The organism is Paeniglutamicibacter sp. MACA_103, from assembly GCF_045798555.1.
GTDB lineage: Bacteria > Actinomycetota > Actinomycetes > Actinomycetales > Micrococcaceae > Paeniglutamicibacter.
The window spans coordinates 20,758-42,997 of record NZ_JBIXLN010000012.1 but is presented as its reverse complement, the minus strand read 5'-3'; the positions used below and the strand labels follow the sequence as shown (position 1 = coordinate 42,997).

19 protein-coding genes are annotated in these 22,240 nt (G+C 69.8%); 18 read left to right on the top strand and 1 reads right to left on the bottom strand.

Annotation, left to right across the window (positions count from 1 at the left end; all coding sequences use genetic code 11):
* Nucleotides 1-28: 28 nt before the first annotated feature.
* The 11 genes from ACIPVK_RS07675 (at nucleotide 29) to ACIPVK_RS07625 (ending at nucleotide 13,545) form a co-directional block, all read left to right on the top strand.
* Entirely contained in the window at nucleotides 29-2,083 is a 2,055-nt protein-coding gene (locus tag ACIPVK_RS07675; RefSeq protein ID WP_407611373.1) for a flagellar biosynthesis protein FlhA, read from the top strand.
* Nucleotides 2,067-3,158, top strand: a complete 1,092-nt coding sequence (locus ACIPVK_RS07670) for a hypothetical protein (protein ID WP_407611372.1) — start codon at nucleotides 2,067-2,069, stop codon at nucleotides 3,156-3,158. Before ACIPVK_RS07675 ends, ACIPVK_RS07670 begins: the two co-directional genes overlap by 17 nt.
* Before the next feature lie 42 nt (nucleotides 3,159-3,200).
* Nucleotides 3,201-3,467: a carbon storage regulator CsrA gene (gene csrA / locus ACIPVK_RS07665; protein ID WP_407611371.1), complete on the top strand. Its 267-nt coding sequence runs from the start codon at nucleotides 3,201-3,203 to the stop codon at nucleotides 3,465-3,467.
* 182 nt (nucleotides 3,468-3,649) lie between these two features.
* Nucleotides 3,650-3,946 carry a co-chaperone GroES gene (gene groES, locus ACIPVK_RS07660; RefSeq protein WP_071213005.1) on the top strand — a complete coding sequence of 99 codons (297 nt, stop codon included), beginning with the start codon at nucleotides 3,650-3,652 and terminating at the stop codon, nucleotides 3,944-3,946.
* A 61-nt stretch (nucleotides 3,947-4,007) separates the two neighbouring features.
* Entirely contained in the window at nucleotides 4,008-5,621 is a 1,614-nt protein-coding gene (gene groL, locus ACIPVK_RS07655; RefSeq protein ID WP_407611370.1) for a chaperonin GroEL, read from the top strand.
* A 209-nt stretch (nucleotides 5,622-5,830) separates the two neighbouring features.
* On the top strand, nucleotides 5,831-7,933 hold the full coding sequence (locus ACIPVK_RS07650) for an acyltransferase family protein (RefSeq protein ID WP_407611369.1): 2,103 nt from the start codon (nucleotides 5,831-5,833) through the stop codon (nucleotides 7,931-7,933).
* A 184-nt stretch (nucleotides 7,934-8,117) separates the two neighbouring features.
* Nucleotides 8,118-9,773 (top strand): glycoside hydrolase family 10 protein, encoded by a 1,656-nt coding sequence (locus ACIPVK_RS07645; protein WP_407611368.1) that lies wholly within the window; start codon nucleotides 8,118-8,120, stop codon nucleotides 9,771-9,773.
* A gap of 158 nt (nucleotides 9,774-9,931) precedes the next feature.
* Nucleotides 9,932-10,237, top strand: coding sequence for a hypothetical protein (locus ACIPVK_RS07640; RefSeq protein WP_407611367.1), 306 nt, complete (start codon nucleotides 9,932-9,934; stop codon nucleotides 10,235-10,237).
* A complete protein-coding gene (locus ACIPVK_RS07635; protein WP_407611366.1) occupies nucleotides 10,222-11,037 on the top strand; it encodes an HTTM domain-containing protein in 816 nt (271 codons plus the stop codon). The genes ACIPVK_RS07640 and ACIPVK_RS07635 overlap by 16 nt, the downstream gene beginning before the upstream one ends.
* A 112-nt stretch (nucleotides 11,038-11,149) precedes the next feature.
* Nucleotides 11,150-12,655 (top strand): IMP dehydrogenase, encoded by a 1,506-nt coding sequence (gene guaB, locus ACIPVK_RS07630; protein ID WP_407611365.1) that lies wholly within the window; start codon nucleotides 11,150-11,152, stop codon nucleotides 12,653-12,655.
* Nucleotides 12,656-12,996: 341 nt separating this feature from the next.
* The gene (locus tag ACIPVK_RS07625; RefSeq protein ID WP_407611364.1) at nucleotides 12,997-13,545 is read left to right on the top strand and encodes a GNAT family N-acetyltransferase; all 549 of its coding nucleotides are present in this window, start codon (nucleotides 12,997-12,999) and stop codon (nucleotides 13,543-13,545) included.
* A 24-nt stretch (nucleotides 13,546-13,569) separates the two neighbouring features.
* Here ACIPVK_RS07625 and ACIPVK_RS07620 read toward each other — a convergent pair whose 3' ends face one another.
* Complete coding sequence (locus tag ACIPVK_RS07620) at nucleotides 13,570-14,370, bottom strand: DUF427 domain-containing protein (RefSeq protein WP_407611363.1); 801 nt, start codon at nucleotides 14,368-14,370, stop codon at nucleotides 13,570-13,572.
* 266 nt (nucleotides 14,371-14,636) lie between these two features.
* Between ACIPVK_RS07620 and ACIPVK_RS07615 the strand changes: the two genes are divergently transcribed.
* The 7 genes from ACIPVK_RS07615 (at nucleotide 14,637) to ACIPVK_RS07585 (ending at nucleotide 22,100) form a co-directional block, all read left to right on the top strand.
* Entirely contained in the window at nucleotides 14,637-16,178 is a 1,542-nt protein-coding gene (locus ACIPVK_RS07615) for a J domain-containing protein (RefSeq protein ID WP_407611362.1), read from the top strand.
* Nucleotides 16,179-16,290: 112 nt separating this feature from the next.
* Nucleotides 16,291-17,106 carry a class I SAM-dependent methyltransferase gene (locus ACIPVK_RS07610; protein WP_407611361.1) on the top strand — a complete coding sequence of 272 codons (816 nt, stop codon included), beginning with the start codon at nucleotides 16,291-16,293 and terminating at the stop codon, nucleotides 17,104-17,106.
* Nucleotides 17,107-17,256: 150 nt separating this feature from the next.
* Nucleotides 17,257-18,501: a DUF4872 domain-containing protein gene (locus tag ACIPVK_RS07605; RefSeq protein WP_407611360.1), complete on the top strand. Its 1,245-nt coding sequence runs from the start codon at nucleotides 17,257-17,259 to the stop codon at nucleotides 18,499-18,501.
* A gap of 104 nt (nucleotides 18,502-18,605) precedes the next feature.
* The gene (locus tag ACIPVK_RS07600; RefSeq protein ID WP_407611359.1) at nucleotides 18,606-19,751 is read left to right on the top strand and encodes a GuaB3 family IMP dehydrogenase-related protein; all 1,146 of its coding nucleotides are present in this window, start codon (nucleotides 18,606-18,608) and stop codon (nucleotides 19,749-19,751) included.
* A gap of 242 nt (nucleotides 19,752-19,993) precedes the next feature.
* Complete coding sequence (locus ACIPVK_RS07595) at nucleotides 19,994-20,494, top strand: PTS sugar transporter subunit IIA (RefSeq protein ID WP_407611358.1); 501 nt, start codon at nucleotides 19,994-19,996, stop codon at nucleotides 20,492-20,494.
* A gap of 251 nt (nucleotides 20,495-20,745) precedes the next feature.
* Nucleotides 20,746-21,639, top strand: coding sequence for an SURF1 family protein (locus tag ACIPVK_RS07590; protein WP_407611357.1), 894 nt, complete (start codon nucleotides 20,746-20,748; stop codon nucleotides 21,637-21,639).
* Complete coding sequence (locus tag ACIPVK_RS07585) at nucleotides 21,636-22,100, top strand: DUF3817 domain-containing protein (protein ID WP_407611356.1); 465 nt, start codon at nucleotides 21,636-21,638, stop codon at nucleotides 22,098-22,100. Before ACIPVK_RS07590 ends, ACIPVK_RS07585 begins: the two co-directional genes overlap by 4 nt.
* Nucleotides 22,101-22,240 lie beyond the last annotated feature (140 nt).

The window sequence follows — 22,240 nt, the reverse complement described above, 5'->3', positions numbered from 1 at the left end:
ACCGCCGAGTCCCAAGGAGCAAGACCGAATGAAATTCGCTTCCCTCTCCAAGATCGCCGTGCCGCTGGGCGTGGTGGGCATCATCATGCTGCTGGTGGTCCCGGTCCCCGCGCCGCTGCTGGACGTGCTGATCGCCGTGTCCATCCTGCTGGCCCTGGTGATCCTGCTGACCACCATGTTCGTCAAGCGGCCGCTGGACTTCTCGGTCTTCCCCTCGCTGCTGCTGGTCGCCACGCTGCTGCGCCTGGGCCTGAACGTCGCCTCCACCCGGCTGGTGCTCGGCAACGGGTACGCCGGGGAGGTCATCGCCGCCTTCGGGTCCATTGCCGTGGGCGGCTCGCTGATCATCGGCTGCGTGATCTTCCTGATCCTGGTGGTCATCCAGTTCGTGGTGGTCACCAAGGGCGCCGAGCGCGTCGCCGAGGTCGGGGCGCGCTTCACCCTGGACGCGATGCCGGGCAAGCAGATGGCCATCGACGCGGATTTGAACGCCGGGCTGATCACCGACACGCAGGCCCGCGAACGCCGCGCCGAGGTCGGGGCCGAGGCCGACTTCTACGGCGCCATGGACGGCGCCTCCAAGTTCGTCAAGGGCGACGCCATCGCCGGGCTGATCATCATCATCATCAACCTGGTCGGCGGCATCGCCATCGGCATGATCTCCCGCGGCATGGGCATTTCCGAGGCGCTGAACACCTACGCGCTGCTGACCATCGGCGACGGCCTGGCCACGCAGATCCCCGCGCTGCTCATGGCCGTGTCCACCGGCATGATCGTCACCCGCTCCAACGCCTCGGCGGACATGGGCTCCACCGCCTCGAAGCAGCTGGCCCAGTCGCGCACCGCGCTGCTGATCTCCGGGGCCTCGGCCATCGCCCTGGCCCTGGTGCCCGGAATGCCTAAGCTGCCCTTCATGCTCATCGGCGCCCTGCTGATCCTCACCGCGCAGCGCATCAAGACCAACCTGGCCAAGGAGGAAACCCGGGCCCAGGTGGCGCGCCAGAACGAGGCCGCGGTCGTGCCGAACGAAACCACGGAGGATTTGATCGAGAAGATGCGGGTGCACGCCCTGGAGATCCAACTGGCACCGGATTTGGTGGACGTGGTCAACGGGGGAGGGGACGACCTGCTGGCCCGCGTGCGCGCGCTGCGCCGCCGCACGGCCATGGAAATGGGCATCGTGCTGCCGCCGGTGCGCACCCGCGACTCGGTGGACCTGCCCCCGGCCACCTACGCCATCAGGATCGCCGGGGTCGAGGCCGGGCGCGGCACCGCCCCGCGCGGGAAGGTGCTGGCCCTGGGTGAGCACCTGGAGTCGCTGCCCGGGGCCTCGGTCGTGGAGCCGGTCTTCGGGCTGGCCGGCAAATGGGTCCCGGCCGAGCTGCGGCACAATGCCGAGATGGCCGGGGCCACCACCATCGACCGGGTCTCGGTGATCGTCACCCACCTGTCCTCGATCGTGAGCGCGCAGGCCGCCAGGCTGCTCACCCGGGAGGATGTGCGGGTGCTCACCGACGCGGTGCGCGAAACCAACCCCTCGGCCGTGGAGGAACTGGTGCCCTCCCCGCTGTCCCTGGCGGAGGTCCAGCGCGTGCTGCAGGGCCTGCTCGTCGAGGGCGTGCCCATCAACGACCTCGGGCGCATCTACGAGGCCCTGGCCCTGCGCGCCAAGGCCAGCACCGACCCGGAAGGGCTCATCGAGGCCGCCCGCACCGCGCTGGGCCCGGCCATCGCCGCCGGCTACCTGGAAGGAAACACGCTGCGGGTGGTGATGATCGATCCCGTCCTGGAACAGGGCATGCTCGAGGGGCTGCGTCCCTCGGAGGCCGGCACCCAGATCATGCTGGATGCGCAGCGGCTGGAGTCGGTGCTTGCCTCGGCCAAGCAGATCGCCGGCGACCTGGAAACCCGCGGCCTGTCCGCGGTGCTCGTCTGCGCCCCGGCGCTGCGCCCGGCGGTGCGCCGCCTGTTGGGCGCCGCGCCCGGTTCCATCCCGGTGCTCTCCTACCAGGAGGCCACCGCGGGCGGGGCCGAGATCGAGACCGTGGGGGTGGTGCGCGGTGCCGATGCGCTTTCAGCTTGAGGGTGCGAACCTGGTGGAGATCCACGAGCGGGCCATCGCCGAGTTCGGGCGGCACGCCCGCATCGTCTCGGCCGAGCGGGTCACCGTCGGCGGCATCGGCGGGTTCCTGGCCAAGACGCACCTCGAGGCCATCATCGAGGTGCCCGACGAGCACGCGCCGCACGGCCGTGTGCTGGAGCCGGAGGCGGGCGCGGAAATGCACCGTGCCCTCGAACCTGCACCGGCCCCCGCGCCGCCCACGCCCGCGTCCCCGAAACCCGCGTCCCCGAAACCCGCGACCCCTGCATCCGGCACCTATTCGTCCAACACCCTGACACCGGATTCCCCGCTGGTGGCGGAGGGGATCGACGGGCTGCTGGCGCGCGCGGACGCCGCCGAGCTGCGCTTCGCCCCGCAGGCAACCGGTTTCGAGGATCCGGAGGACCTGCCGCCGCTGCCCGGACGGCCGGACTTCGCCCGCCTGCTCGACAGCCAGGCCTTTGCCCTGGAACCGGCCACCGGTTCGCGTGTAGCCGGGACACCGGCCTCCGGCTCCGGCGCCGGCAACCCGGGCGATCGCGCCCGGCGAGCCGCGTCGCCGGGGCGGGACGTTGTTCCCTCGCCGTTGGCCGGCCCCGGGGACCTGGTCGTGGTCATCGGGCTGTGGGGAGACGCGGGCATGGCCGCCGCGGAACTGGATGACGGCACGGCGCTGCGGCGCAACGCGGGGGAGCTGGCCCATAAATTCGATACGCAGTCGTTGGCCCGCAGGCCGATCCTCGATCGGCGCGGCATCCTCAAGGCCCGCGCCGACGTCGTGGCCCAGGGTGTGCCCCTGCTGGTCTCGGTGGCCCTCAATCCGCTGCTGGGACTGCCGGCGCAACTGCACCTGCTGGAGGTGCTGGCGCCCGACCAGCTGTGGGCGGCGGTGGATGCCGGGCGCAAGGCCGAGGACACCGCCGCCTGGGTCGACGCCGTCGCCGCGGGACACGGGATCTACGCCGTGGTGTCCCTGCACGCGGAGGAGACGCTGACCCCGGAAACGGTCTGGGAGCTGGGGTTCCCGGTGCTCGAGGCCAGGGGCCCGGGCGCCTAGTCCCGTCCGTAGCGACGGCGGGCGCCGGGTTATGATTGTGCGGTGCTGGTACTTACGCGGAAGGTCGGAGAACAGGTCCTGATTGGCGAGGACATCGTGGTGACGGTCCTCGATGTCAAGGGCGATTCGATCAAGATCGGCTTCGATGCGCCCCGCGGCATCAAGATCCAGCGGGCCGAGATGCTGGCCGCGGTGACCGAGGCCAACCAGCAGGCCGCCGCGGCCGCCACCGAAGCCGCGGAGGCCCGCCTGAAGGCCCTCTTCCCGGACGTCTCCAAGCCCGCCGCACCCGATGCGCCGAGCGCGTAAAAAACGACTCAATTAGCACTCGCCTTGACCGAGTGCTAATGGTTGCCTAGAGTCATTGGTGGCGCCTGTCGATCCCGACAAGTGCTGAAAGCCTGAGGTAATTCGCCAGCTGGCACCGCGACGACGGTTGGTACCACCCGAACGGCCCGTAAACCATTGGTAACTCACGCAAAGGAGAGACGATGTCCGTCTCCATTAAGCCTCTCGAGGACCGCATTGTCGTCCAGCCGCTCGAAGCAGAAACCACCACTGCTTCCGGTCTGGTCATCCCTGATTCCGCCAAGGAAAAGCCGCAGGAAGGCAAGGTCGTAGCAGTTGGACCGGGCCGCGTCGATGACAACGGCAACCGCGTCCCCGTGGACGTAGCCGAAGGCGACGTCGTGATCTACTCCAAGTACGGCGGAACCGAAGTCAAGGTCGGCGGTGCAGAGTACCTGGTGCTCTCGGCACGCGACGTCCTGGCCATCGTCGTAAAGTAGTTTTCCTCATAAAGCCCCGGCCCCCTGGCCGGGGCTTTATGTAGCTTATAAGGAGCAAGACATGGCAAAGCAGCTAGCTTTTAACGAAGAGGCGCGACGCGCCCTCGAAGCGGGCATTGATAAGCTCGCAAACACCGTCAAGGTGACCCTCGGCCCGCGCGGCCGCAACGTGGTGCTGGCAAAGGCCTGGGGCGCACCGACGATCACCAACGATGGCGTGACCATCGCCCGTGAGATCGAGCTGGAAGACGCGTACGAGAACCTCGGCGCACAGCTGGCCAAGGAAGTCGCCACCAAGACCAACGACGTTGCAGGCGACGGCACCACCACCGCCACCGTGCTCGCACAGGCCTTCGTCAAGGAGGGCCTGCGCAATGTTGCCGCGGGTGCCGCCCCGGGCGAAATCAAGCGCGGCATAGAGGTTGCCGTCGAGGCGGTTGCGCAGCGCCTGAAGGAAAACGCCGTTCCGGTCGAGGGCAAGCAGGTCGCCAACGTGGCAGCCATCTCCGCCCAGAGCGAGGAAATCGGCGAGCTGTTGGCCAAGGCCTTCGAAACCGTGGGCACCGACGGCGTCATCACCATCGAGGAATCCTCCACGACCGCCACCGAGCTGGTTGTCACCGAGGGCATGCAGTTCGACAAGGGCTACCTTTCCCCGCAGTTCGTCACCGACCCGGAGCGCCAGGAGGCCGTTCTGGAGGACGCGCTGATCCTGGTCAACTCCGGCAAGATCTCCACCGTGGCCGAATTCCTGCCGCTGCTGGAAAAGGTGCTGGCCGCCGGCAAGCCGCTGTTCATCGTTGCCGAGGACATCGAGGGCGAAGCCCTCTCCACCCTCGTGGTCAACAAGATCCGCGGCACCCTGAACGCCGTGGCCGTCAAGGCCCCGGGGTTCGGCGACCGCCGCAAGGCCATGCTGCAGGACATCGCGATCCTCACCGGCGCACAGGTTGTCTCCCCGGACCTGGGGCTGCAGCTGGACCAGGTCGGCCTCGAAGTGCTGGGATCGGCTCGCCGCATCACCATCACCAAGGACTCGACCACCATCGTCGACGGCGCAGGCACGGCCGAGGACGTTGCGGACCGCGTTTCGCAGCTGAAGGCCGAACTGACCCGCACCGACTCCGAGTGGGACCGCGAGAAGCTCTCCGAGCGCCTCGCCAAGCTCTCGGGCGGCATCGGCGTGATCAAGGTCGGCGCAGCCACCGAGGTCGAGCTGAAGGAACGCAAGGCACGCATCGAAGATGCAGTCTCCTCCACCCGCGCGGCCCTCGAAGAGGGAATCGTTGCCGGCGGCGGCACCGCATTGGTTGACGCCCTTGCCGTGCTGGACACCGACGCCAACGTGCTCGCCCTGACCGGCGACGCACTTGCCGGTGTCGCCATCGCACGCCGGGCACTGGTCCAGCCGCTGCGCTGGATCGCCCAGAACGCCGGCTTCGACGGCTACGTCGTCACCGCCAAGGTCTCCGAATCGCCTGCCAACGAGGGCTTCAACGCCCTGACCGGCGTGTACGAGAACCTGATCAACGCCGGTGTCATCGACCCGGTCAAGGTCACCCGTTCGGCGCTGCGCAACGCTGCATCGATCGCGGCCCTGGTGCTGACCACCGAAACCCTCGTCGCCGAAAAGCCGGCCGGGGATGCGGACTCGCACGCAGGACACGGCCACTAACACGCACCACGCGTGGCAGTGCACCAAGCGCCGCCGGCAGCCAGGCTTCCGCCCCCAGGGGTTGGAGGCCGGGAGGCCGGCGGCGCTTGGCGTTTGCCACCTCGAGGCTGGGAACCAGCTGTAACGAAACGATAACGGGCTTTGGTAACGTTGGATGCCCATGCCCAACGTTCCGGGTGTGGGACGCTGTCAATTTTCAGGATGTACCGATGTCGATTTCCCTTCCTGCGCCTGGCGTGGCAGGGCGGAGTCCAGTAGCTGCCGCAAGACCCGCATCCGCCTTCAGGCCCGAACTCCAGGGCCTGCGCGCGCTGGCCGTCGTGCTGGTCATGGTCTACCACGTCTGGCTCGGCCGGGTATCCGGCGGCGTGGACGTGTTCCTGCTGCTCTCCGCGTTCTTCCTCACCGGCGCCTTCGTCCGCAAGGTCGAAGGCGGTCGGCCGCTGGCCCTGCTGGCCTACTGGCTCAACGTCTTCCGCCGGCTGCTCCCCGCAGCGGTCCTGGTCCTGCTGGCCACCATCGCGGCCAGCGTCGCGCTGCTGCCCAAGGCACGCTGGGATTCCATCATGGAGCAGATCACCGCCAGCCTCTTCTACGCACAAAACTGGCAGCTTGCCCGCGACTCGGTGGACTACTACGCTGCCGAGCACGCCACGGCCAGCCCGCTGCAGCATTTCTGGTCGCTGTCCATCCAGGGACAGGTCTTCATCCTCTGGCCGCTGCTGCTGGCCGCGGGCATGCTCCTGTGGAAGACGCTGGCCACCAGGCTCCCCGCGCTGAGCTACCGGATGACCATGGGAGCTCTCTTCGGCCTGGTTTTCGTCCTCTCCCTGGCCTACTCGATCCACGCCACCGCCACCGCACAGGAGTGGGCCTACTTCGACACCGGTGCCCGGCTCTGGGAATTTGCGCTCGGTTCGCTCATCGCCATCTTCCTGCCCTGGCTGCAAAGGCTCCCCACGGCACTGATGGTGTCCCTGGGGTGGCTGGGCCTGGCCGCGATCCTGGCCTGCGGCATGCTGCTGCAGGTCGAGCACGAGTTCCCCGGCTACCTGGCGCTGTGGCCCACGCTCGCCGCGGCCTTCGTCATCATGGCCCCCAACCACCGCCTTGGCGTGCAGCGGGTGCTGTCCGCACCGGCCCTCGGCTGGCTCGGGAACGTCTCCTACGCGCTGTACCTGTGGCACTGGCCGGTCATGGTCTTCTTCCTGGTCGAATCCGGAAGCGAACGCATCTCCCTGGGTGCCGGGCTGGGGATCATGCTGGTGTCGCTGCTGCTGGCCTGGGCCACGACGCGCATCGTCGAATCGCCCATGCGTTCCTGGCAGTGGCTCTCGGCCAAGCGCCGGCGCGCGGGACTGAGCATTGCGGTGCTGCTCGCGCTGGTGCTTGCCCCGCTGGGCGGCTGGGAACACCGGGTCGCCGCCGAGGAACTGCGGGCCGCGTCCCAGGCACCGGTCGAGAACCCCGGCGCGGCGATCCTGGACCCCGGGTTCGGGCACGAACCCAGCTCAGAGGCCGTCATGGTCCCGCTGACCACCAAGCTCGACGAGGAATGGTCGAACTTCGGCGCCGACTGCGCCGGTGCGTGGGCCCCCGCATCGCCCGCCATCGAGTACTGCCAGCAGGGCGGGAACCCGAAGGCGGAGAAGACCGTCGTGCTGCTCGGGGATTCCCACGCCCAGCACTGGAGCGGCGCCGTGGATGCCATGGCGCAAAAGCAGGGCTGGCGCTGGATCCTGCTGACCAAGCCGTCGTGCCGCTTCGGCGGGCCCTCCGAGACCCGCGGCGAGGAATGCGGGGCCTTCAATGCGGCCGCCGGCCGGTACGTGCTTGAGACCGACCCCGATGCGGTCATCACCCTCGGATCCTTCACCGCGCTGGGCCCGGACCAGCACGGACACACGGCGGGGGAGCAAGAGAAGGTGGTGCCCGACTACGAGGCCGGGATCCGCCCGCTGCTCTCTGCCGGAATCCCGGTGGTGGCGCTGCGCGACACCCCGCGCTTCACCACTCCCGTGCCCGATTGCGTGGACAGGTTCGGGGCCGAGGCGCAGCAGTGCAGCGCGCCGGTTTCCGAACTCATGGCCGGTTCCTCGCCGCTGGATCCGCTGGTGGACGGCGGCACCCTGGGGGAGGGCTTCTCCACCATGGACATGACCGACCAGCTCTGCCCCGACGGGATCTGCCGGCCGGTCATCGGCAACGTCTTGGTCTACATGGACCAGTCGCACCTGACCAGCACCTTTGCGAGGACGACGGCGGCGGAATTCGAGAAGCGCTTCTTCGCTGCACTGGGGGAAAAGCGCTGAGGTCTTCCGCCGCAACGGCACCGGGCCACGCTGGTTTCCCCCTCCACCAATCCTTGGCCAAAGTGCCGCGCAAGCGTAATGCCGCAGGCCTTTTCGGGCGTGCGGACGCGGCGTAGCGTTGCCTCCAAGCGGTCGTTCGATCCAGCCCGGCCGTGCCCACTCGCGCACCATCGGAGTCCCCGCCATGAAAACGGAAATGGCACCCTCGTCCCTTGCCCTTGCCAATCCCGTGACCCGGCGGGCGGTGCTCTCCGCGGCCGTGGCAACACTTGCCGGCGCCGCCCTGGGGCCCGGGCTCATGGCGGCACCGGCCGCCGCGGCGGTGGTCCGCAACCACGTCTACACCATCTCCTCGCGCAACACCTTCACTTCCGCCACCTACCCGCGCACCGAGTTCCGTGCGCTGTGGACCGCCAGCGTGGTGAACATCGACTGGCCCTCCAAGGCCGGGCTGTCCGTGGCAACCCAGCAGGCGGAGCTGCGCTCGGTCCTGGACCTGGCCGTGTCGCGGAACCTCAACGCGGTGTTCCTGCAGGTCCGTCCCGCCGCCGACAGGATGTGGAATTCCACCCTCGGGGAGCCATGGTCCAAGTACCTCACCGGCACCCAGGGCAAGGCACCGGGCTACGACCCGCTGGCCTACGCGATCTCCGAGGCGCACAAGCGCGGCATCGCCCTGCATGCCTGGATCAACCCCTTCCGGGTTTCCATGGACACCTCGCTGACGTCGCTGGTGGCCAGCCATCCGGCGCGGCTGAACCCGAGCTGGTCCTTCGCCTACGGTGGCCGGCGCTACTACAACCCCGGGATCCCCGCGGTGCGCAACTACATCCGCTCCGTGGTCATCGACATGGTCAAGCGCTACGACGTGGACGGGGTGCACTTCGACGACTACTTCTACCCCTACCCGGTGGCCGGCCAGTCGATCCCGGACTCCTCGACCTACAACACCTACAAGGGCTCCTTCACCTCCATCTCCAGCTGGCGGCGCAACAACATCAACGTGTTCGTGCGCGACACCCACAACGCGATCCGGGCGGCCAAGCCGCGGGTCGTGTTCGGCATCAGCCCCTTCGGCATCTGGGCCAACAGCTCCTCCAGCTCCCTGGGCTCGGCGACCAGCGGGCTGGAAAGCTTCTACGCCCTCTACGCCGACACCCGGCGCTGGGTCAAGGAGGGCTGGGTCGACTACATCGCCCCGCAGCTGTACTGGTACCAGGGCTACACGGTGGCCAACTACAACGTGCTGGTCGACTGGTGGGCCAAGCAGGTCGCCGGGACCAAGGTCAAGCTGTACACCGGGGAGGCCGCCTACAAGGTCGGGGACCCGAACACGCCCGCCTGGCAGGACCCCAATGAGCTGCGAGACCACATCACCAAGTGCCGTTCGGTGCCCGCGGTGCGGGGGCATGCCTACTACAACACCACCGCGTTCCGGGCGAACAAGCTCAACGCCATCGGGATCCTCAAGGCCCGCCACTACGCGCGGCCCTCGCTGCCGGTGCCCTACCCGGAGCTGTTCGCCACCCGCCCCTACACCCCGACCATCACCAAGGCCGTGCGCGAAGGCACCGGGGTTCGGTTGAGCTGGACCTCCAGTTCCAGCGGCGAGCCGCTCAAGCTCATCGCCATCTGGCGCTGGGAATCCACCGGCTCCGTCGTCCCCTACATCCAGTCGACGGCCACCTACCTGCGCGCGGTGCGCCGCCGCACCACCTCGGCCCAGTCCTGGCTGGACACCGGCGTGGTGCTCGGGCACTACTACTGGTACATGATCCAGTCGATCAGCCAGACCGGGGTGGACTCCTCGCGGGCCACCGCGATCTACATCAGGGCGTGACGAATCCCTCGTGAGGGGGCTAGACTCCGAGAATGGCATTGGGGGATGTTGGGGAATTTGCACCGGTAACTGCTGCGAGCATCAAAGGCGGCACGGACAGGGTAGGCACGGGCGCGTCGCCGCCCACGCGAGCGAGGCTTCTGCTGCGCGGGATCGTCGTGTCCGTCGCCGCGGGAATGATGATGCTCGGGCCAATGCTGGCCGCCGGCGGCGAGGGACCGCAGCGCTTCGGCTGGCACATGTACACCCGCTACGTGTCGCTGCCCGAGGCCGAGGTGAGAACCGCCGACGGGACGACGGAGCAGGTTTCCCTGCGGGATGTCGTCTCCGGCCTGCGGATCGAGATCGACTACTTCGCCCCCGCGGCCGAATTCCTCTGCAACACCCGGACTGATGCCGTGAGCGTGCGCCTGTGGAACGAAACCCCGGCACGCGAGGAGGTATTCGAATGCTTCCGATCCTGAGTCGCACCATCGACGCCCGGCCCCTGGCCATGGGCAGGATCCTCGTGGGGCTCGCCTCCCTGATCGTGGCCACCGAGTGGTTCGAGACGCTCGGCCGGGTCTCCACCGGCACGCGGCTGCAACTGCCCTACTTCGAGGCGCTGCCGCCCATCGGGCAATCGGCCGTGCTGGGAATGTTCGCCGTTGCCATGGTGGCGGGCCTCGGCGCGGTCCTGGGCATTGCCGGGCGCCTGCCGCTGATCCTCATCTTTGCCACCTCCGTGGCGGCCCTTGCGGCGGACGAGCAGGCGTTCAGCAACCACCTGGTGCTGCTGGCCTTGGTCGCGCTCTACCTCTGCTTCAGCGGGGCAGGCCTGACCCTGAAGCCGGGGGCGTGGAACCGGGCCGTGCAGGTGCCGTACTGGCCGGCATTCCTGGTGAAGGCGCAGATCACCACCGTCTATGCGTGGACGGCCATCTCGAAGGTCAACGAGCAGTACCTCTCGGGGGAGGTCATCGGCCACCACCTGCGCGACTGGGTCCCGGTGTCGGCGCAGCTGCTTCCCCTCCTGGCGCTCGGCAGCGTGGCGGCGGAGCTGTTCCTCTGCGTGGCCCTGTGGATCCCCGTGCTGCGGCCGGTCGCGTTCCTGGTCGGGGCGGGGCTGCACCTGGGCATCGTGCTGATGCTCAACACCGCGTGGCCGCTGGTCGCGTTCGCGCTGATCATGCTCGCCGGATACGTATTGTTCGCCCACGACGCCCTGCGCGGGCGCCGGGCGTCGTGGGGATTCCGGCCCGAACGGCGGGCGCTCGCAGGGTAGGCGCAACGCCGCAGGGGAGTTGCGTTCACCACACCAAGCACGCGGGAATGTCGCTTGGGGGTGAAGCGTTCTAGGATGTAACCAATCCCCGCACGCGCGTGAAAGGTCCCCCGTGACTGAGTTCAACCCATTTGCCTTTGAAGGCCTCACCTACGACGACGTCTTGCTGCTCCCCGGCCCGACGGATGTGATCCCTTCCGAGGCGGACACGACCACGCGCCTGACCAAGCGGATCAACATCAACATCCCGCTGCTTTCCGCCGCGATGGACACCGTGACCGAGGCCCCGATGGCCATCGCCCTGGCCCGTCAGGGCGGCATCGGCATCATCCACCGCAACCTGTCCATCGAGGACCAGGCCAACCAGGTGGACCAGGTCAAGCGGAGCGAATCGGGCATGATCACCAACCCGGTGACCGTCAACCCGGGGGCCACGCTGGCCGAATGGGACGACCTGTGCGCGCACTACCGCGTCTCGGGCCTGCCGGTGGTCGATGAGAACCGCAAGCTGCTGGGCATCATCACCAACCGCGACACCCGCTTCGTGCCGCGCGAAAACTACATGACCACCAAGGTCTACGAGGCCATGACGGCCATGCCGCTGATCACCGCCAAGGTCGGGGTGTCCCGCGAAGAGGTCATCGCGCTGCTGGGCAAGCACCGCATCGAGAAGCTTCCGCTGGTCGACGACGCCGGCGTGCTGCAGGGCTTGATCACCGTCAAGGACTTCGACAAGGCCGAGCAGTACCCGCTGGCCACCAAGGACGACGAGGGCCGCCTGCGCGTCGGCGCCGCGGTCGGCTTCTTCGGCGAGGGCTACGACCGCGCCATGAAGCTCATCGAGGCAGGCGTGGACGTGCTGGTCGTCGACACCGCCAACGGCCACTCCCAGGGTGTGCTGGACATGATCGCCCGCCTGAAGAAGGACCCGGCGGCCGCACACGTGGACGTCATCGGCGGCCAGGCCGCGACCCGCGAGGGCGCCCAGGCACTGATCGACGCCGGCGCCGACGCCATCAAGGTCGGCGTGGGCCCGGGCTCCATCTGCACCACCCGCATCGTCGCCGGTGTCGGCGTCCCGCAGGTCACCGCGATCTACGAGGCAGCCAAGGCCGCGATCCCGGCCGGCGTGCCGGTCATCGCCGACGGCGGCCTGCAGCACTCCGGCGACATCGGCAAGGCACTGGTTGCCGGCGCCGACTCGGTCATGCTCGGTTCCCTGCTGGCCGGCACCGCCGAGTCCCCGGGCGACCTGGTCTTCATGAACGGCAAGCAGTTCAAGGCCTACCGCGGCATGGGCTCGATCGGCGCCATGGAGACCCGCGGCAAGAACACCTCCTACTCCAAGGACCGCTACTTCCAGTCGGACGTGCCCTCCAACGAGAAGCTCATCCCCGAGGGCATCGAGGGCCAGGTCCCGTACCGCGGTCCGCTCTCCGCGGTGGCACACCAGCTGGTCGGCGGCCTGCGCCAGACCATGTTCTACGTCGGCGGACGCACCATCCCCGAGCTGAAGAACCGCGGCAAGTTCGTGCGCATCACCGCCGCGGGCCTGAAGGAATCGCACCCGCACGACATCATGATGACCGTCGAGGCGCCGAACTACCGTTCGCGCTAAGGCACCGGCTGTGTGAAGGCCCCCGCGGTTCCCGCCCCCACGAGGTGGAAACCGCGGGGGCCTTTGCCATGCGGGCCCGCATCACGTTCTCCGCCGTGGATGTCATGTGTGACCCGGGAATTTGCAGAGGTTGACGCTCGGTAGGTTAGAATTATTTCCTTGGTTCTGCCACCCCCCAGCGCGGGACCAAGCTCGGAGGAAACTGGCCACCCCCAAGTACCAGTTTCTTCCACGGGAGATATGCCGCAGACCCCAAGCTGCGCGCGCTCCGGGCAGGGCTCCGCCGACACGTCGGCGGGGCCCTGCCGTTTCCCTTTCTGCCCGGCGCTAGGATTGCGTCCATGGAGCCCGCCGCGAACCCGAATCCACCCGCCGTCGAGGTGCGCGATGCCCTCGAAGCCGACTCTTCGGCCATCGCCGAGGCACTGGTCCAGGCATGGCGCGCCGCCTATGCGGGCATCATCGACGCCGGGTTCCTGGACGCGATGGACGCGCAGGACATCACCGGGCGCTGGGCCCGGACCCTGGCCGGGGAATCCGCTTCCCGCCCCATCGTCGCGGTGGTGGACGGGGACGTGGTGGGATTCTGCCAATTCGGTGCGCCGCGCGACGAGGCGGCCCGGGGCACCGGCGAGCTCTATGCGCTGAACCTGCTGCCGGCCTGCTGGGGCCGCGGGCTGGGAACCCTGCTGCTACGCGAGGCGGCCGGGCGGTTGCGTGCGCGGGGATACTCCGAGGCCTACCTTTGGGTGGCCGACGGGAACCGGCGGGCCACCGACCTGTACGTGCGCCATGGATGGCAGGACACGGGGGCGAGCAAGCAGGACCTGCGCTTCACCCCGCCGCTGCTCGAGCGCCGGTTCCGCATCGGGCTCGAGGGTCCGGGGTAACTGTCCGGCCGGGCCGCGCCGCAATCACCGGAAGGGTGAATCCGGACGAGCCAGGCGGTGCCCGTCGACAATGACGTCGGTCCGCTCGTTGTAGAAGGCGACCAGCCCGGCGATGGCGGCGGACTCCGGCAGCGAGTCGGGGTAGCTCCAGGCCACCTCCCTGCCACCGCTGGCCAGCGCCCAGTAGTTGGCGGTTCCCTTGTAGGGGCACTGGCTGGTGCGCGCGGTGGCCAGCAGCGCATCCCACGCCACGTCCGCGCGCGGCAGGTAGTAGCGCGGCGGCAGGTGCGTCTCGAAGAGCACCACCGGGTGCGCCGAGTCGGCCAGGTGCATGCCCTCGAACTCCACCCGGACATGCCTGCTGCTGGGGACTATGTCGATCCGGTGGAACGGGTCGCGCGGGTGGGCGAGGATCGGCTGGTCCTCCTCCAACCAGTCGAACGCCCGGAAATCAAGGAGCACGATGCCCGGCAGGTCGGGATCCGCCAGCCGGAAGGCTGCCGCCTCAAGCGTGTGCCCGGGGACCCGGACGTCCATGGCGGTGCCGGCGGCGGTGTGCAGCGCAAAGGCGTCGTCGGGGGTCAGGACCTGGGCCTCCTCGGGGGCGCCGGCCACCTCCGCCCGGGACTCGGCGAGCTCGGCCAGCACATCTGCTTCCGGCACGGCGTAGATCGGAACGATGCGCCGCGGTTCCCAGAGAAGCAGCGCGCGCGTGGTGTCCAGGACCGGCTGCCCGCCCAGGTTCGCCCGGACCCGCTTGGCGGTGGGTTCGTACCTCAGGGTGGGCAACGACTGGTTCAACAGCTGCGAAATTCGGGTGGCCACGGCGCCAGTATGCGCCCCGCCCGCCCCGGGGTCAACGCCGCGCACGCCCCTGTGCCGGGACCCCTGCAGCGGCCCCGGCACCGTAGGCGGACGCCGGGAAGGCCAGGGCGGGGCAAGGAACGGCCCGACCCCTGCCAAAACCGACCGCATATTGGTATGTTCGGGTGAACATCACGGATGCAACGTGCCGGTCTTGGGGACCGCCGACGGGGGATGGGGGGCGTCATGGTCCAGGGGGGAATCGTTGGCCGACGGGGTGCTGGAACGTGAACGGGGCCAGCCACTACGCGGTGCTTGGGGTCGCGGTCTCGGCGCCGCTGGCGGTGATCCGGGCGGCGCACCGCGCGCAAATGCGCGAACACCATCCCGACGCGGCGACCGGCAGCGAGGCGAAGGCCAAGGCGCTGAACGAGGCCCTGCGGGTCCTGCAGGATGCGAAGCTGCGTGCCGCCTACGATGCAACCCTCGGCCTGGGCATCGCCGCGGGTTCCGGGACGCGCGGCGACGCGGCCTTCGCGGGCGCCGCCGAAGACACTCGCCTTGCGCGGGGCGCGGGGGCGGCGGAAGCCGAACGCCGGGTGCAGTCCGCCCGGGTGCAGGCCCGGGCGCGCGCCGCGGCGGCCGACGCCATCGCCCGGGAACGCGAACGCGACGAGTCCAGGGCGCGCCGGGAAGCCGCCGCCCGGGCCAACGCACGGTGGTTTGCCCGGCAGGATCCCACCCGCCTGGCCGGGCACGACGTCTTTGCGCGCAGCGACATCCGGCTGGCCTCCATGGGTTGGCACAACCGCGACTATCCGCCCCTGCACCTCCGCCAGGCCCCGCGCGGCCGATCCGCCGCGCCCCGGATGCTGGCCCGGCTGTTGCTGGGCATCGTCACCGTGCTGGCGTGCGTGCCCGCCGCACACGCCACGGCAGGCAGCCGGGCACCGGCGGCAACCGCGCTGCTGTTGCTGCTCCTGGTTCCCGTGCCCGCGCTCCTCGGCGGGTGGGCGCGGGCACGCGGCGCCCCGGGACCCTGGCCTGCGGTTCCCTACATCCTGTTCCTCGCCTATGCCGGCGGAATCCTTCTCCCGGCGCTCGCCGGCGGGCCCGGGGCAAACCCCGTTCCGATTGCCTGGCTGGCCGCCTACCTGCTGGGCATCGAGACCGTCCGGGCGACGGCGGGGCGGGGCCACCCGCGGGGCGGGGCGCTGCTGGATGAGGCGGAGATCCGCGAACGCACGCTCTGGGAGTGCGGCGACGGCGACGGGACCGACGGCCCGCGCATCGAGGAAGTGCTCACCGGGCAGTTGCTGGCTAGACTCGACCGCCTGCCCGGCAGCCGAACGATCCACCCGCTGGCATGGTCCGGCGACGGCCTGCCGCGGGTGGGCCACGGCGTGCTGTGCGGCAACCGCCTGGCCCTTCTCGACTCCGTGAATTGCCCGGGCGGCCAGTACCTTTGGTGGCACGGCCGGGTGGTGGGAAGGCTGCCGGGCCGCGCGCCGGCGGAACTCGAAAACAATTTCCCGCAGGCCCTCCAGGGGTATCGCCGGATGTTTCCCGAGCTCCAGGTGCGCGGCTGGACGGTGTTCCACTCCAGCGACGGAAACGAAATGCTGACCAACAACCAGGCCCCGCCGGAGCTCCCGCGGCTGGTCACGGCGGACATGGCCCTGCGCGAGGTGGGCGACTGGCTGGCCGCCGGAGAACCGCACGTCGTTGACCGCCGGGCCCTGTCGCGCCTGGTGCTGGGCCCCGGCCGCGGGCCAGGCCGTGGCGACCGGCCGCCCGGAGCCCCCGCCCGCCGAAACCGTCCGGAATGAGGTGGGCGGCCACCGGTGACTCCGCGTTGCCCCGGGCCTATCATGGGGACACACCATGGGTGCACCGCGCCGCGGGACGCGGGAGACGCCCAGCCGTCGCAAGGAGCCCGTGATGAGCGACATCGACCAATCCATCAGCCGGTACACCACCGGGAACCTGCGCGAGCGGCTGCATGCGGCCTTGCGGGCCGCCGGCCTGGATCCCGAGGTCCTGCGGCCGGCGGATCTGGGCGAGGCCGACCAGTTCCACACCGGCGGCCGGGAGGCCACCGTGGAGGTGGCCCGTGCCGTGGGCATCGGGTTGGGCACCCGCGTGCTGGACGTGGGCAGCGGCATCGGCGGCCCCGCCCGCCACTTTGCCGGGCTCGGCGCGGTGGTCACCGGCGTCGACGTGACCCAGGAGTTCGTGGATCTGGCCCGCGAACTCAACCTGGCCTGCCTCATGGCCGGGTCCATCACCATGGTGCTGGCCCCGGGGCAGGACACCTCGCTGCCGCCGGCCTCCTTCGACGCGGCCACCATGCTCCACGTGGGCATGAACCTCGCCGACAAGCCGGCGGTGTTCCGCGAGGTCTACCGGCTGCTGCGCCCGGGGGGAGTGTTCGGGGTCTATGACCTGATGGGCACCAACGAGCTGGACTACCCGGTGCCGTGGGCCGATGCGGCGTCCTCCTCCTACGTGGAATCCGCCGAGGCCTACGCCAACCACCTGCGCGCCGCGGGATTCAACCTCACCGGGAACATCGACCGCACCACCGCGGTGCTGAAGTACATGGGCGAGGCCGCCGCCCGGCGCGAATCCCCGGCGCTGCTGGCGGCGCAGGTCCTGTTGGGCACGGACCTCGAGGAGAGGATGGGCCACGTGGCGGCGGCGGTGAAATCCGGTGCGCTGGCGCCACGGCTGCTGGTGGCCCTCCGCCCGGCCTGAGAAGGGCTTCGTCCGGGACGCGCGCGCCGCCTGGCCCGGCGCGCGCCTGGCCCGGTGACCCCACGTAGAATGTGTCACTGGCGCTGCCCTCCCCGGCGTGCGGGAGAAACCCGCGCCTGCGCGCACACGCAACACATTTAGGAGCACACCGTGGCCCAACCGAAGAACCTGAAGAAGCTTGTCCGCACCCGCATGGAACGCACCGGGGAAAGCTACACCACCGCCCGCAAGGCGATCCTCTCCGCGAAGCCCAACCGCCCGGCCAGCGCGGAGGACGCCGTCGCCGCGGCCATGGCGGCCGAAGAGGCGGAGCTGCCCGAGTACCCGGCCCCCGGCAACGTCGTCCAGTACGACGCCGGGCTCTGGCACCGCGTGCTCACCCAGGCCGGGGTGGTGCACCCGTTGACCGGCGAGCCGCTGTCCGAGACGCTGCTGGCGGGGCTGGCAGGCGGCATCGGCTTCATGGCCTTCACCTTCGTCTACGAGGAAATGACCACCGCCACCGTGGTCACCCGGGCGCACCCGGAGCCGTACACCGCCAACCTTTTGGCCCGCTGCGGGGCCACCGTGTCCGAGCGCACCACCGGCAGCGCGCGCCTGGCCGCCGAGTACCTGGACGCCGGGCTCGATGCCGGCCGCGCCGTGGTGGTCCGCGCCTCCGTCGCCGCCCTGCCCTGGGTCGACGGGGACGCCGTGGAGGAATCGGACTCCATCGACCTGGTCGTCGTCGGGGAGCACGGGGACGACCTGCTCATCGACGACGGCTCCGGCTCGCTGACCCCGATCTGCCCGGAAGACCTGGCCTTCGCCCGCGCCCGGCGCAAGAAGGACAAGCACTGGCAGGCCTGGGTCCCGGCGCGCACCGGCCCCGACGCGCAGCAGCTCGCGGCCAACGTCCGCGCCGCCGTCGCGCAGACCACCGGGCGGCTGCTGGGCACCCTCGAGCTTCAGGGCATCCCCGCGCACTTCGCCAAGAACTTCGGCGTGGCGGGCATGGAGAACTGGGCCGAGAAGCTGCGCGACACCACCACCGCCAAGGGCTGGACGCGGATCTTCGCCGAGCCCGCGCGCCTGGAATCGGGCCTCGGCCAGGTCCTCGGCTTCCTCACCGACACCCGCTTCGGCGGGCTCGGCGCGCTGCGCGGCCAATACGCCGACTTCCTCACCGAGGCCGCCACGCTGCCCGGGCTCGCGCCGCTGGCCGCCCACGCGGCCGACTACGCGCACCTGGCCCAGGACTGGATTGTCCTGACCGACCTGATCGACCCCGCCATCGACCCGGAGGCCCGCTCGGCGCACTTCGCGACGCTGGCCGACCAGCTCGAGGTCATCGCCGCGGCCGAGGAACGCGCGGCGACGGTGCTGGCCAACACGCTGGGCACGCTGGGCGACTGAGCACCCCGCCGCGGGGGCTGCGCGCGCCGGCGGGGCACGTCACACGGGACCGGAGGCGGTTCGGCGGGAACCGGCCCCCGCCACCGGGCTGATAGGGTGGTGCGGTGACTTACGAGATTGAAATCGGGCGCTCCAAGCGCGCAGCCCAGGCGTACTCCCTTGACGACGTGGCGATTGTCCCCAACCGCCGCACCCGCGACCCGCAGGACGTCTCGGTTGCCTGGCAGATCGACGCGTACAAATTCGAGACCCCGATCCTGGGCGCGCCCATGGACTCGGTGATGAGCCCGGCGACGGCCATCGCGCTGGGCAAGCTCGGCGGCCTGGGCGTGCTGAACCTCGAGGGCCTCTGGACCCGCTACGAGGACCCGGCCAAGGTGCTCGAGGAGATCGCCGTGCTGAAGTCCGCCAACGGCGGGCACTTCGACCCGGCCATCACCGCACGGCTGCAGGAGCTGTACTCCGCACCCATCCAGCCCGAGCTGATCGCCGCGCGGCTGGCCGAGATCCGCGAATCCGGGGTGACTGTGGCCGGCTCGCTGACCCCGCAGCGCACCCAGGAGCACTACAAGACCGTGCTGGCCGCCGGCGTCGACGTGTTCGTCATCCGCGGCACCACGGTCTCGGCCGAGCACGTGTCGAAGAACCACGAGCCGCTGAACCTCAAGCAGTTCATCTACGAGCTCGACGTCCCGGTCATCGTCGGCGGCGCGGCCGGCTACACCCCGGCGCTGCACCTGATGCGCACCGGCGCGGCCGGCGTGCTGGTCGGCTTCGGCGGCGGGGCCTCGGGCACCACCCGCCGCGCGCTGGGCATCCACGCGCCGATGGCCACCGCCATCTCCAACGTGGCCGCGGCACGCCGTGACTACCTGGACGAGTCCGGCGGACGCTACGTGCACGTGATCGCCGACGGCGGCCTGGGCACCAGCGGCGACATCGTCAAGGCCATCGCCATGGGCGCCGACGCCGTGATGCTCGGCACCGCCCTGGCCCGCGCCGAGGAAGCACCGGGAGCCGGCTGGCACTGGGGCATGGAGGCCACCCACGAGAACAACCCGCGCGGGGACCGGGTCAAGGTCGGCACCGTGGCACCCCTGGAGCAGCTGCTCTTCGGCCCCTCGCACCACACCAACGGAACCTCCAACCTGGTGGGCGCGCTGCGCCGCTCGATGGCCACCACCGGCTACTCGGACCTGAAGGAATTCCAGCGCGTCGACGTCGTGGTTTCCCCCTACGAGGCCGACTAGCACCCAACGCCGACGACGACCGGGTACGATCCGCGCTTGCCCAAGGCAAGCGGCGGAACGGGCCCGGTCGTTGTGCGTCTGTGCGCATCCCGGCCGCCGCACGGCGCCGGCGCCGACACCCCTTCGATGCCCCGTTGGGTGCGGCTGCGTGCCGGGTGCGGGCCCGTGTACGCTGAAAACCTGGGGGCGCACCCTGCGCGCGACGCCCTTTTCTACAGTTCGCCACCTTTCGAATCGATGCCATGACTCCCACCCAGCCGACGCCTGCAGGCCAGGACACACCAGAGCTGACCACCGCGGCCATGGTGGTCCTTGAGCTCGCCGCACCCACCCGCGAGGAGGCCGTTGCCGTCCTGGCCGAAAGGCTCCTGGCCGACGGCCGGATCGCCGATTTGCCCGGCTTCCTCTCCGATGTCCACCGCCACGAACACCAGCTGGCCACCGGGCTTCCCGGCGGCATCGGCCTGGCCCACGCGCGCAGCTCCTTCGTCCAGGCGCCCAGCATCGCCGTCGGGGTGATGGCCTACGGCCAGGGCCTGGACTTCGGCGCCAAGGACGGCGCCGCGCACGTGGTGCTGCTGCTCGCCACCCCTGCCTCGAGCTATTCGGGGCACCTGATGATGCTCGCCGCGTTGGCCCGCTCGCTGGCCAAGGAGTCCTTCCGCGAATCCCTGCGCCGCGCCAACGACGCCGGCGTCATCGCCGAGCTGATCAACTCCACCGTCGACTTTTCCACGGTCTGAGGCAGGGTGCGGCAATGCTGCCGCCCCCACGCCCCCGCGCCGCGCACCTCGCGCACCGCCGTCCGCGGATGTAATCCCCGCCACGTCGGCGCCGCTGGCGGACCACTGGAAGGCCGCGCCCGCGCCCCAGGCCGGTGCCGGAAACGCGCACCCGGATCGGGCACTCGCGGCGGCGGGCACCGGCGCGAACGACCGCTTGCCACAATTGGTTCCATTGGCTCTTCTACACCCAATCGAAGTACGGTTGTACTGTGCTGAAAACTGCCCTCAAACCCCGTTGGATCCTGGCCTTGGTCGGCGCCCTCGTTGTTGCCACCGGCTTCGTCCTGCTGAGCCAGTGGCAGTTCAACCGCTCCCAGACCGAGGCGCCGCCCCCGGTGACCACCACCGAACGCGTCGTCCCGCTCACCGACCACCACCAGCCCGCCACCGACCTGATGGCCCGCGACGCCGACCAGATGGTCTCCGCCGCCGGCAGCTTCCTGCCCGGCAAGCAGGTCCTGGTGAAGAACCGCCTCCAGGATTCGCGGACCGGCTACTGGGTCGTCGCAGCCTTCAAGGTCGACGGCGCCCCGGCCGGGAACACCATCCCGGTGGTGCGCGGCTGGCAGCCCGACGACGCGGCCCCGGCCCCGGCACCGACCGGCACGCTGGAAATAACCGGCCGCCTGCTGCCCACCGAGGCGCCCATTTCCCAGGACGCAGGCCAGGGCGCCTACGCCTCGCTGTCGGTGGCCGAACTGATCAACGTGTGGGACGTGCCCTCCTACAGCGGCTTCGTGGTCGCCTCGACCGTGGCCGGAGCCGACGGGGCGGACCGTTCGGCCGCCGCCACCGGGCTGGTCCCGGTCACCGTGGGCCCGCAGCCCCAGGAACGCCAGATCAACTGGCTGAACATCTTCTACGGCATCGAGTGGGTCGTCTTCGCCGGCTTCGCGGTCTTCCTCTGGTACCGCCTGGTGGCCGACGACTTCCGCCGCCAGCAGGAAGACATCGCCGACGCCGCAGCCCTGGCCGCCGGCCTTGACCCGGCGACGGTGTACCAGCGCCAGCTGAACCACGAGAACCCGACCACCGACTCCCAGCTCGAAACCCAGACCCGCGAGACCCAGCCCCGCGAATCCCAACACAAGGACCAGTCGTGACCGAAGAAAACCCCGCCCCCAAGGTGCGCCGCTTTGCCGGAACGCCTTCCCAGATCCGTTCCGCCGCCACCTTCTACAAGGTGCTGGCCTACGCCACCGGCGTGATGCTGCTGCTGCTCTGCGCCGAAATGATCGTCAAGTACTTCGCCGGCCTGGAGCTCTTCATCGGCGGCACCCTGCTCGACGGCGGCTCCAACGCCGTGGGCCTGGTCAACCGCGCGGACATCGCCGGCGGCGTGAACGTCTCCCTAGCCATCCTGATCATCCACGGCTGGATGTACGTCGTCTACCTGCTGGCCGACTTCCGCCTGTGGTCCCTGATGCGCTGGCCCTTCAGCCGCTTCATCACCATCGCCCTGGGCGGCGTCGTGCCGTTGCTCTCCTTCTTCATGGAGAAGAAGGTCCACGGCGAGGTCGATGCCGAGCTGGCCTCCCACCCGCAGGCCGCCAAGCGGTACTGATCCGGCGATCCCCACGGGGGCGGTCTTCGCATGCGCACCGGCGCATCCGAAGGCCGCCCCTTTCGCCTGCGGGGGACCCGCAAGCCTCCGCCGTTTCCGCTTCAGGTGCCCGCGCCCACTTGCCCGCGCCCACTTTCCCC

Bases quoted from the DNA above. Each gene is read 5' to 3' on its own strand.
- groES (WP_071213005.1), top strand. From the start codon at position 3,650: ATGTCCGTCTCCATTAAGCCTCTCGAGGACCGCATTGTCGTCCAGCCG.
- ACIPVK_RS07645 (WP_407611368.1), top strand. From the start codon at position 8,118: ATGAAAACGGAAATGGCACCCTCGTCCCTTGCCCTTGCCAATCCCGTG.
- ACIPVK_RS07670 (WP_407611372.1), top strand. From the start codon at position 2,067: ATGCGCTTTCAGCTTGAGGGTGCGAACCTGGTGGAGATCCACGAGCGG.
- ACIPVK_RS07610 (WP_407611361.1), top strand. From the start codon at position 16,291: ATGAGCGACATCGACCAATCCATCAGCCGGTACACCACCGGGAACCTG.
- ACIPVK_RS07650 (WP_407611369.1), top strand. From the start codon at position 5,831: ATGTCGATTTCCCTTCCTGCGCCTGGCGTGGCAGGGCGGAGTCCAGTA.
- ACIPVK_RS07635 (WP_407611366.1), top strand. From the start codon at position 10,222: ATGCTTCCGATCCTGAGTCGCACCATCGACGCCCGGCCCCTGGCCATG.
- ACIPVK_RS07625 (WP_407611364.1), top strand. From the start codon at position 12,997: ATGGAGCCCGCCGCGAACCCGAATCCACCCGCCGTCGAGGTGCGCGAT.
- ACIPVK_RS07595 (WP_407611358.1), top strand. From the start codon at position 19,994: ATGACTCCCACCCAGCCGACGCCTGCAGGCCAGGACACACCAGAGCTG.
- groL (WP_407611370.1), top strand. From the start codon at position 4,008: ATGGCAAAGCAGCTAGCTTTTAACGAAGAGGCGCGACGCGCCCTCGAA.
- ACIPVK_RS07675 (WP_407611373.1), top strand. From the start codon at position 29: ATGAAATTCGCTTCCCTCTCCAAGATCGCCGTGCCGCTGGGCGTGGTG.